At 44.9% G+C, this 11195-nt stretch carries 12 protein-coding genes; 7 read left to right on the top strand and 5 right to left on the bottom strand.

Annotated features, from left to right (window positions below):
• Window positions 1–16: 16 nt before the first annotated feature.
• Window positions 17–517, top strand: a complete 501-nt coding sequence (locus A3738_RS26800; protein WP_369819838.1) for a GFA family protein — start codon at window positions 17–19, stop codon at window positions 515–517.
• Between the two features lie 23 nt (window positions 518–540).
• On the opposite strand, the gene rsgA is transcribed toward A3738_RS26800, so the two are convergent.
• Window positions 541–1452 (bottom strand): ribosome small subunit-dependent GTPase A, encoded by a 912-nt coding sequence (gene rsgA / locus A3738_RS26795; RefSeq protein ID WP_231876776.1) that lies wholly within the window; start codon window positions 1450–1452, stop codon window positions 541–543.
• Window positions 1453–1461: 9 nt separating this feature from the next.
• The gene (locus A3738_RS32205) at window positions 1462–1605 is read right to left on the bottom strand and encodes a hypothetical protein (protein ID WP_231876775.1); all 144 of its coding nucleotides are present in this window, start codon (window positions 1603–1605) and stop codon (window positions 1462–1464) included.
• A gap of 163 nt (window positions 1606–1768) precedes the next feature.
• Here A3738_RS32205 and A3738_RS26790 point away from each other — a divergent pair, with 163 nt between their 5' ends.
• From A3738_RS26790 to A3738_RS26780, 3 genes are all read left to right on the top strand, one after another.
• A complete protein-coding gene (locus A3738_RS26790) occupies window positions 1769–2278 on the top strand; it encodes a spondin domain-containing protein (RefSeq protein ID WP_197472317.1) in 510 nt (169 codons plus the stop codon).
• 211 nt (window positions 2279–2489) lie between these two features.
• Complete coding sequence (locus A3738_RS26785; RefSeq protein WP_068502302.1) at window positions 2490–3116, top strand: NAD(P)H-dependent oxidoreductase; 627 nt, start codon at window positions 2490–2492, stop codon at window positions 3114–3116.
• A 1-nt stretch (window position 3117) separates the two neighbouring features.
• Window positions 3118–5028 (top strand): monovalent cation:proton antiporter-2 (CPA2) family protein, encoded by a 1911-nt coding sequence (locus A3738_RS26780; RefSeq protein ID WP_068502287.1) that lies wholly within the window; start codon window positions 3118–3120, stop codon window positions 5026–5028.
• Between the two features lie 113 nt (window positions 5029–5141).
• On the opposite strand, the gene A3738_RS26775 is transcribed toward A3738_RS26780, so the two are convergent.
• Window positions 5142–5873 carry an amidohydrolase family protein gene (locus A3738_RS26775; protein ID WP_197472410.1) on the bottom strand — a complete coding sequence of 244 codons (732 nt, stop codon included), beginning with the start codon at window positions 5871–5873 and terminating at the stop codon, window positions 5142–5144.
• Window positions 5874–5959: 86 nt separating this feature from the next.
• Here A3738_RS26775 and A3738_RS26770 point away from each other — a divergent pair, with 86 nt between their 5' ends.
• Window positions 5960–6577 (top strand): FMN-binding negative transcriptional regulator, encoded by a 618-nt coding sequence (locus tag A3738_RS26770; protein WP_082878479.1) that lies wholly within the window; start codon window positions 5960–5962, stop codon window positions 6575–6577.
• Window positions 6578–6729: 152 nt separating this feature from the next.
• On the top strand, window positions 6730–8385 hold the full coding sequence (locus tag A3738_RS26765; RefSeq protein WP_156502664.1) for a hypothetical protein: 1656 nt from the start codon (window positions 6730–6732) through the stop codon (window positions 8383–8385).
• Here the strand turns inward: A3738_RS26765 and A3738_RS26760 are convergent.
• Window positions 8363–8818: a DUF3291 domain-containing protein gene (locus A3738_RS26760; RefSeq protein WP_068502292.1), complete on the bottom strand. Its 456-nt coding sequence runs from the start codon at window positions 8816–8818 to the stop codon at window positions 8363–8365. The two genes, A3738_RS26765 and A3738_RS26760, sit on opposite strands and share 23 nt — an antisense overlap.
• Before the next feature lie 72 nt (window positions 8819–8890).
• On the opposite strand from A3738_RS26760, the gene A3738_RS26755 reads away from it, so the two are divergent.
• Complete coding sequence (locus A3738_RS26755; protein WP_068500046.1) at window positions 8891–9238, top strand: antibiotic biosynthesis monooxygenase; 348 nt, start codon at window positions 8891–8893, stop codon at window positions 9236–9238.
• Window positions 9239–9283: 45 nt separating this feature from the next.
• Here the strand turns inward: A3738_RS26755 and A3738_RS26750 are convergent.
• The coding region (locus A3738_RS26750) for a M48 family metallopeptidase (RefSeq protein ID WP_068763974.1) at window positions 9284–11195 on the bottom strand (1912 nt) is incomplete at its 5' end.

Below are 11195 nucleotides of genomic sequence, written 5' to 3'. Positions count from 1 at the left end.
CAAGCTCATTTAACCAATGGTAAGCGCATGCACCCAAGAGGCTCATGCCACTGCGGCAGCGTCAGCTTCCACGTCGGAGCTTCTAGTCTTTGTCCTTTTAATAGCTGTTATTGCTCTATGCTGTCTAAAAACTGCAGGAGGTGGCGGCTATGCCATCAATCTCGGAGCCGACGCGAAAACATTAAAAATAGAGGGTGAAGAAAATATCACTGTTTACCATGCATTGATAAAAGATGAAGAAACAGGTGAAACAAACATAAGCCCAGCAGAAAGACGATTCTGCAAAAAATGTGGAAGTTCATTATGGCGATGTGATCCGCGTTGGCCGGAGCTTGTGCATCCATTTGCTTCAGTCATCGACACCGAATTGCCAATCCCTCCTGAACACTCACACATGATGCTCAACTCAAAAGCTTCATGGGTAGAAGTCGATAAACAAACACACGATAAATGCTTCGCAGAATACCCCGATGAATCGCTCGCCGATTGGCACCTTCGTTTAAACTTAAACGCTTAGCCCTAACAGATTAATGCTTTGCCTCATCGGCCCTTTAACTTGACCGCTTCAGCCTGAGTCTTCTGATAGTACTTCCCTAAACTCTTATCCGCTGCCCTACGCTCAGCAAGACTCGCTGAATTCAGAGCGTTTTCTCGTAATAATTTTTGATAATTCGCTAATCGTCGCGCACTCAACTCACCGTCCTGAATCGCTTTTTGAACTGCACAGTCTGGTTCTTCACCGTGAATGCAATCGTTAAACTTGCAACGTAGAGCAAGCTTTTCGATATCAGAAAATGCCTCATGGATACCGTCTTCTACATCGCTAAGCTGAAGCTCTCGCATCCCCGGCGTATCCAATAACAACGCACCTTGCGGAAGCGAGATCAATGCGCGTGAAGTGGTTGTATGCCGACCTTTACTGTCATCTTCACGAATACCGCCGGTACTTTGCAGCTGTTCACCAAGCAATGTATTTGCGAGTGTCGACTTACCGACTCCAGAGGAACCTAATAATACAATTGTCTCACCCTCGACGAGCCAAGGCTCAAAGTCTTCATGAGACGCTACATCAAGTGCATTGACGGCTAAGACAGATAAATTCGGATCAATACTTTGTACCTGTGATACTAAAGCCTCAACATTATCAGCGAGGTCTGCCTTTGTAATAACAACCACAGGATCAGCATCCGCTTCATTGACCAAAGCTAAAAAACGCTCAATACGATTTAAGTTGAAATCATGATTCGCCGAACTCACGATAAACGCTGTATCTACATTCGCCGAGATCAACTGCTCTTTCACTTCACTACCCGCAGCCTTGCGTGCGAAACGACCTTTACGTTCAAGCAAACGATGAAAACGATAGGCACTGTTTTGACTACCTTCACTCTCTTCAATCAACAAAAGCCAGCCCCCCACCACAATAGGCGGCATACTTGGAACAATACTCAAGGCAAACGTTTACTCGCCAGTATCTACTAATAACTCCGAGCGGTGTTGTTCAACAGCACGCGCTGCGGTCACATCGCCCCATTCATCAAGCGAGACTTGTTGCTGAAAAAAAGACTGCCATCCGAGATTTTGAAGTATGTTAAGTTGGATCATAAGCGCTCTCTAAAATTCTGACTTAACCTTAGTCAACATTTTCTGTTCTGCGGTATCACAATTGCGAATGTCTTGTTAACGTAGAAGCCTACGATCGATAAATCTAAGCTATCTTAAAAAATCTAACTAATATTGCTCACATCGCAGCAGGATGATCTTTAATATGCCTGATACGAAAACCATGTCTCATGTTGTATTGCTCTCAGGTATTTTGGGTCTGTCAGCATGCTCAGCCCTTCAAAAAAGTGATACGCATATGGCCTGCGAAGGTCATGCTCAGTATCAAGTGACGTACGAAAGCATATGGAGCGAAGAGACTTTTCCGATTGAATATCCACCCTCAGATGCACACTACTCAAAGCTCGTAGGCGCAACACATTTGCCTCAAATCACTCCATGGCAAGAAGGACAGAAGGCTAGTGAAGCAATCACACTCGTCGCGGAGAAAGGCCAAAATTACAAGTTAAAAAACTGCGTTGAGTGGTTGATCAAAGTAGATAAAGCCGGCAGTTATATTGATGGCCCTGATCTAAATACCGGTACAGGCATCATCACAACGCAATTTTCGGCAACGCCCGAGTTTTCATGCCTTAGTCTGATCAGCATGATAGCGCCTTCACTTGATTGGTTTGTTGGCGTGTCAGCTCTCCCTCTTTGCGTGAATGGCGCATGAATAAACGAATACAGCGCAGAACTGTATGCCTTCGATGGTGGAACTAGCAGCGGCGATGCCTATGCTTATGCCACCTCAGAAACGGTAACAACCCCCGCCGACACAATTAAGCCTGTCAGCAATGAGCGCTTGAATATAGATAAAGATAAGATTTTCGGCGTGCTTACGCTGACAAAACAATGATTCAATGATACGACTAGACGATCTTCTAATGACGACAAAAAAAATTCTGCTTCTTTTTGCCCACCCAGCTCAAGGCGACTCCGAGGTCAATAAGACCTTATTCTCTGCTCTGAAAAAGATCGATAATATTACTGCGGTTGATCTATACGCCGAATATCCAAAGTTTCATATCGACGTAGAGCGAGAGCAGCAGCGATTGCTCGAGCATGACATCGTTGTATTTCAATTCCCTTTATACTGGTATTCCTCACCAGCCATCATCAAAGAGTGGCAAGATCTAGTGCTCGAATATGGCTTTGCTTACGGGAAGAGTGGCGACAAGCTCAAGGACAAAACCTTGTTCATTCTGACGAGTGCAGGAGCCCAAGAAAGCGCTTATCAAACAGAGGGGCTGAACCAGTATCCACTGCGCGAATTACTACGCCCTTTCGAACAAGTCGCGCATCTATGCCAAATGCATTACATACCGCCTCTCGTTTTGTTTGGCGCAAGAACAGCCAAAGAGGATGGTCGTATCGAGCCTCATACAAAAAAAGCGAGTGCACTTTTCAACGCACTCAGTGATGGGTCTCTCACGCATGAATCCTTCGGTGACATTGACTTAAGCAACCATTACAACAACGCCAACACCACTAACAAGAACAACGAGGTTTGATATGACCGCCTATTTCATTCAAGCCAGTATTTACCTGCTCGCTGCCGTTATTGCCGTTCCGATTGCTAAACGCTTAGGGCTTGGCTCGGTACTGGGTTATCTCATTGCTGGCGTGGTCATCGGCCCAATCGCTGGGCTAGTAGGACAAGAGACACAAACTATTCAACACTTTGCTGAATTCGGCGTGGTGATGATGTTGTTCTTGGTTGGTTTAGAACTTGAGCCCAAAATGCTCTGGAATATGAAGACGAAACTTCTTGGCCTTGGTGGCTTGCAAGTTGGTCTGAGCACTTTGTGTATCGCATTGATTGCCAGTTTATTTATCGATCAGTGGACCTATGCCCTCGCCATTGGTCTGATTTTCAGCCTCTCTTCTACAGCGATCGTACTTCAAACCTTCAACGAAAAAGGTCTAAATAAATCAGAGGGCGGTAAAAGCGCGTTCTCGGTTCTGCTCTTCCAAGACATTGCGGTCATTCCAATGCTCGCATTGATTCCGCTTCTCGCAATTAGCGCCTTAAGTGGCTCACCTACTGTAGCAGAAGACGCCCATCACGGCTATAGCTTGGTCGATGGTTTATCAAGCTGGGCCTATGCAATCGTGGTACTGAGCGCGATTGCAATTGTTGTTGTCGGCGGTCATTTTGCTAGTCGACCACTCTTCCGCTTCGTAGCCGCATCGGGGTTACGAGAAATCTTTACGGCCTCCGCCTTGCTCCTCGTTATCGGCATTGCTGCGATCATGAGTTTGGTTGGTCTGTCCCCTGCCCTCGGTACATTTTTAGCAGGTGTTGTGCTGGCCAATAGCGAGTTCAAACATGAATTAGAGAGCACGGTCGAGCCCTTCAAAGGCTTGTTACTAGGACTGTTTTTCATCACGGTTGGTGCAGGTATCGACTTCGGGTTGTTCTCAAGCATGTGGCTAACTGTGCTCGCCGCCACCGCAGCATTGATGCTCGTAAAGTTTGGCATTCTGTATGTGCTTGCCACGATTTTCCGTATCAAAAACAGCGATCGATGGTTGCTCTCACTGAGCCTAGCGCAAGCAGGTGAGTTTGGGTTTGTACTCTTGAGTTTTAGTGTTCAAAACTCAGGACTGCCTGATGATATTTCTAAGCTATTAGCGCTGGTTATCGCGATTTCTATGTTCCTAACGCCGCTTCTGTTTATTGCCTTCGACAAAATTATTCTTCCTCGATTTGAACTCAATACCAATGCCTCTCAAGAAGAGGATGCAATTGAAGATTCAGCACCGGTCGTCATTGCCGGTATTGGTCGTTTTGGCCAAGTAATTAATCGCCTACTGACCTCTAACGGCATTCCAACCGTTGTTCTGGATCGCAGCGTTGACCAGATTAATCTGGTACGCAATATTGGTATTAAGAGTTACTACGGTGATGCAACACGCCATGACCTTCTGCATACAGCAGGTATCGAACAAGCCAGTTTATTCGTGGTCGCGATTGACGAATCGGAGTTAGCGATTGAGCTCGTCAATCATGTTTCGCATACCTATCCACATATCAAAATCTTAGCGCGCGCCTACGATCGACGAGACGGCTACGCACTGCGACAAGCCGGTGCGCATCATGTGGTGTTTGAAAGCTTTTATTCCGCTTTGGAACTGGGTGGACAGGCGATGCAAGAAATCGGTTTTCATCCTTTCCATGTAGAGCAACTCAAACAAAACTATATTGATACTGAGCAAAAACATGATTCAAGCTTGTACGACATGTGGCAGAAAGCACAAGGCGACAGCACCATGATGCAACACTATCGCCTGTTGTTTATTAAGCTTGAGGAACTGTTGAAAGAATCTATGAAGAGCGGTCGCGAAGACAAACATGATTCGAGCCACCAATCTTGGGCGCCACCTCCAAAAAATTATTTGAAGGAGCTGCGCGAAGATTAAGCTAGAACACAGCTAAAAAGGTTGGAACAGGCAAACCGCTATAAATTGAAAATACGCTATGCGTTGCCACTTAAAAACAGCTCTTTCACATCGTCCTCAAGTTCTAGGCTATCTCAGTGCTTGAGGGCTTGCGCTGGCAGCAGCATTGGATAGTTCGTGCCGAATAGAACCTTTGTTCGGCCATGCTCTTTAATGAATTTGACGAGGTTATCGGGATAGCGATTCGCTGTATACGCCGAGGTATCGATATAAACGTTCTCGTTTTTCGTCGCCACCGCAATCGCTTCTTCTGTCCAAGGGTAACCAATATGCCCCCCAACAATCGTCAGCTCAGGGAAGTCCAGAGCCACTTGGTCAAGGTAAATTGGTCGCCCTACTTCACTTGGCATCAAGGGACCGGTATGGCCAATCTGGGTACAAAACCGAATGCCTAAATCTGCACAAGCCGTATAGACTGGATAAAAACGACGATCTGTCGGCGGCACTTCCCACAACCAAGGTAAAATGCGAATCGCTTTAAAGCCGAGCTCGTTTACACAACGACGAATCTCGCGCACCGCTTCCATTGGCTTTGAAATATCAACCGAACCCACTCCAATAAATCGATCAGGCGCATCTGCGACAAAACCTGCCACTTCGTCATTTGAAATCATCACATTGCGCGGCGCATACCACGCACATATCAAACTCTTATCTACCTTTGCTTGGTCCATCATCGCAACCGTCATCGCGACTGGAGGCGCTTGTTCGGGCACGGGCATTTTTGTCCAACGACGAAGTGAATCAAAAATAGGGTCTTGAATATGACGAAGCGTCGGATGTTGCGCCCATGCATCAATGATCATTAGAAAGTCCTAACTTGTGTGTGTTTTTATTATCTCTTTAAATACTACTTCGCATTTAAAGATGGTCTGATAATTAGGTAACGACAGTGCACACGCCCAAGGCTTTTAAAATCGACAATCAAGATCAAATGTTCGCTCTCATTGCAGAACATCCTCTTGCGACACTCATTGTGAATACCAGCGAGGGGCTTGAAGCCAATCACCTTCCACTTTTATTGGAAAAGATAGATGGTCAACACACACTAATCGGCCATATCGCGAAAGCCAACCCATTGCATAAACACATCGAGAACGGCAGCGATGTACTGGTGACTTTTCAAGGGCCTCAAGCCTACATTTCAGCAGGCTACTACCCTAGCAAACAAGTCGATGGGAAAGTTGTTCCAACATGGAATTACACCGCCGTTCATATCAAGGGAGAAATCACCTTCAACCATGATAAAGACGAGCTATTAAGCATTGTCGAAAAACTCACGCGCTCACAAGAAGATCAACGCGAGCAGCCGTGGAAAGTAAGCGACGCACCAAACGGCTACATCGATACCATGCTCAGAGCGATTGTCGGTCTGCGCATCACCATTGATGAAATCCAAGGCAAATGGAAAGTCAGCCAGAATCACACATTAGAGAACCGTCGAGGAGTTATTGATTCAATAAAGAAAAATGGCGATGAGAAAATGTCCAGATTAATCGATTATAGATAGGTCTGAATTAACACTCGTTTGCTAAACCAAAATGTATATAATGTGCGCCCTCATAAAAACAACAAAAGAAGTAAATGATGTATAAATCCTTCACGCGCATATTTTTTGCAATTTCAGCCTTATTCCTATTAACAGCTTGTGGGTCATCTCACATGGTTATTTACCATGACGATACACCAATCGCTCCAGTACTAGGGATGGTTTATGTCGACGTAAACTTAAACGACTCGGAAGCCACACGATTTGTGGAAGGCTTCGATACACTAGTATTACAAAAGCTAAAAGGCCCCGAGCTAGGAATAGAAGAAATCGATCGCATAAGATTTTTTGAACTTAAAAAATCAGCCATCGACACGGCAAACACAGCTGTTTTTGCTGCTCAACTTCCACCTGGGTTATACACCGTTTTCAAGTTAACAGGACGAGGAAAATCGGTTTCTTATGGCGCCCCGAACTTTGAAGCAAGATTCGGTGTTTGGAGTTCATTCCCGACATTCAACATAGAACCGAAAAAGCTGACTCATCTCGGTTCTCTTGTTCTTCAACCTTACACAACAAGCGACATCAATTTTTTGTCAGGCCAATATTCGAAATGGTCGTTTTTAACCCTAACGCCGCCAGATAGTGGATTCGATTATTTACCTCTGACAAATCCTGTAAATCACCTATTACTAAAAAGTACTGATCACTTATCTTGGAACGACAGTTTTTCTGAGAATAAATACGCTGCCCTTGTGGCGTTCTCGGAAAATATCGTTTCTGTTAGCAAGACAGGTAAGACTGATCAATCACCATACATTCTCACCAACAACAGTGAGTTGATCATCTTCAATCCTGACAATTTGACCATCCAAAAGCGTGATAAAATCAATGGCTATACTCGAGCCACAAGTTATCTTCAGACTGATGAAACTCAATATTTTGGAACAACATTTGGCACTTTGATAACTAAGCCGAACTCTGACGAATCAGCGTTAGAAACAAAGGTCGATCCTAATCAACAACTCTTCTTGGCCAAGCAACACAATCAACAATTAGCGGCGATAGGTAAGAACAATCGTTCTCTGTTTTTCTACTTATCCCAGCCTAACGAATCGAAATGGATTGCATCACACACCTTTGACTTACCGGATGACGAAGCAACTCAACATCAAATATTCAGTTATGTTGAGCTAGAAAATGATTCAATAGCGATATTTTTTGGCCACCACCGGATTGAATGGGATCTATCGACTAACGCTATTATTAAAACAAAACTAGAAGACCCAGCAATCGATGTCGAAAAACTAGGTAATGGTGCTTTAACTGCGCAAGTATCCAACAGACCAGCTTTAAGTTTTGATCAGGGAATGACTTGGACAACCGCGAATAGAGAAAAAGGCCGCGTACTGTTTTATAAATCCTCTAATATTTCTTGGGCAAATGGAGATACATATCGAGTTGTCGCAGCTAACCCAAAACGAAATAATCAAGGACCGAGAAATAAATTCAAAACTGGGAAACTACAGATTGCAGAATTTAATATTGACGATATCAAACGTCCTTTAAAGTGGAATTACTATGGTTTAATCGACAAAGATTGCTATCAACTAAATGCAAGTTTGAGCTCTGAGTCGACAACCGTCACTTCTTGCCTGAGTGGCCACTTGATGAGCAGCAGAGACGGTGATGTATGGTCCAATATTCTTCCAGCAGCGCCCACTAGAGAGGAGATTGATACTTTTCTTCTTGAGCAGCGAATCCCGAAAAGATTGATCACTGAGTTTAATCTAAACCCACCCTTAATTATTCCTGTCGTTGCACCTTAATGTTGCCGGCCCAAGCCATGTTGAATACATGTTCGTTTGGGCCATGCTTCGCTAGATATTCCAGTTTCTCTTTCGCTTGTTCAGCGGTTGGAAAATCACCATCTTCAATCCACCAAAGTGCTAGGTGCGGGCCTTTGGTTTTTTGGAACCATTCTTTTTTACGCTTAAGAATGTCTAAGTGCTCGCCTTGATACACGTAGTTCTTCAAAGCATCGAGTGATTCCCAAACCGAGATATTAATAATCACTCTTGGGTCATCAAATAAACGTACCGCGGTTGCATCACCCTCTTCCGTTTGAAAGCGCCAAACAAAGCCTTCACTTCTTTCTGCAAGCATGTTGATATGATCAATCGCTTCTTTGAAATCGACCATTGAAGGATGATCTACTCCCTCGAATCCATATGCGATATTTATTTGTGCAAGTTGCGCCATATCCCCTTCCTTGAATGCATCACTGCGCTAAGATTGTCTTTTCATAATCTATAGGCAAGAAGTTAAATTACAATGATCGCCGTTATATTTGAGGTTGTCCCAACCGAAGGTAAGAAACAAGAGTATTTAGACATTGCCGCATCACTTAGACCAATGCTTGAAACTATTGAGGGTTTTATTTCAATTGAACGTTTTGGCAGTCTGGTAGATGAGAACAAGATACTGTCACTCTCTTTCTGGCGAGATGAAGCGGCGATTAAGGAATGGCGAAACCTAGAGGCCCACCGTTTTGCGCAAGCCAAAGGCCGTGGAGGCGTGTTTAAAGAATATCGTTTACGCGTGGCCAAGGTATCTCGTGACTACTCAATGGTTGAGCGAGATGATGCACCATCAGACAGCCGTGCACATCATGAGAACTAGACTTAGGCTTTCACCAGAGAAGCAGTAAAAAGTACCTGCTTCGATTTAAGCAGCCTCGGACATCTCCAAAGTTGGAAGCGGTAAATCCCAAATCGCAGCGAGAATCGACACAAGTTTTTGCTCAATCTCACAGACCTTGCCATCCACTTCAGCTGCCGCTAATAGACCTTTTATCAATCGAGGCGTCAGCAGAGGGTAAGCTTTCTTCAGCTCACTACAGGCTGTAGTGAATTCTTTCGTTGAAATATTCAATGCTAACTTGGTACCAGCCAAGTCAATACCGCTCGCTTTACCAGCGGCCTCAATAGCCGCCAATTGATCACGAGTTGTTCTCGTCCCCATTTGAACAAATTTGGTCACGGCAATTCGGTAAAAGCCGGCGATACTCTCAATATTTTTGTACTTAGGCTTAACCGGCTTAGCTAAGCCAAAAAAGCGATCACATGGATTACGAAACAACTCAAAACCCAACCACTCTGATAGCGAACGTTTTTTATCTGCGCTAATGACCTGAAGGTAAGATGATCTAAATGCGGAGTACTCTTCCTTTGATAAAGTTTTAAGCGATGGAATTGCCGCACGGAGCAAATCTAATTTTTGCGATAAAGATAAGGGCGCGATCCGTTCACTCCAATCGTTGGTCGCAACAGACTCATGCCCAATAAACGCGTAATACACACCTTTGGCGTCATAGGAAGTGTGCACACGCTCCAATAAACTCTTAAGGTTAAACGCCGGTTCAGCAGCAGCTTGCTCCTGAAATTCAAAACTTATATCGCTGCTTCCAGATGATTCAGATTGCACAGCTTTCGATAAATCTTCCGCATGAAGTGAGCCTCCAGAAAACCCCATGACTGCATCACCAAACTCACTCCGAAGCTCAGCTTCAGCCGTCGACTCAGCATACTGGCCATTCCAATTTGGCAGCAAACGCTCAATGCGTTCATCAACTGACGGGTGCGTAGCAAACAGACGACTGTTAAATGCAGCTGAGAAGAAGAAATGCCCTAGTTCATGCGCTCGTGGATTATCAATTTTAGAATGTTTACCGTAGCCGCCAATAATCTGAAGCGCTTCACCAATGCCGGTCGGGTTACGCGTGAACTGTACCGCCGATGCATCCGCTAAATATTCGCGCTGTCGACTAAGCGCCGCTTTAATCACTTCACCAAAAAACTGCCCAACCGTACCGAGAAGCCACAAGGCTAGCCCTGCTATAAAAATAACAAACTGACCGCCGTTATTTTTTCTGGAGGAGTTAGAGAATCCATAAGATCGACGATAGCTTCGGCGTGACCCTGCCTCCATTAATATTCGACCAGTCTCATTGATCATGGTTAAACCATGAAGCGTTGCGACAACACGCACATTTAAGCGCATATCACCATTAAGAATATGGCTGAACTCATGTGCAACAACGCCTTGCAATTGATCACGATTTAGCTGCATTAACGCACCTTGGCTAACAGCGACTACTGCGTCATCACTGCTGACACCAGCCGCAAAGGCATTGATTCCTTGCTCATTCGTCAATACGTAAGCAGGGGGAACTGCCATGCTGGCAGCTAATGCCATTTCCTCAACGACGTTAATTAAGCGACGCTCGTGTAGCTCTTTGGTATCAGGGCTTACGCGCTTTCCACCCAAAAGTTCAGCGACAACATGGCCACCCTTACTTAAGTCGGACCACTTTGACCACGTAGCCACCGCAATCACACTGACAATAATCGCGCTAACAATGGCGATCTTGTCCCAACCAAAATTATCAATGATCGCGAGCAAGGCTTGATACCAAGGCAAGCTAGAAACGTTAATTCGCTGGGTGCCGGCTAAGTTACCAATATCGCTAAACCAAACAAATACGACAAACAAAGCATTGGTTAGAACGACCAAGACAAATACAGCCAAACAAAAAAGCAGAATCAAACGCTGACTCTGCTTTCGGGCTTCTTCCTGT

This window comes from Oleiphilus sp. HI0066 (assembly GCF_001635725.1).
The sequence above is the reverse complement of the archived record's forward strand: the minus strand, read 5'-3'. Positions and strand labels throughout refer to the sequence as shown.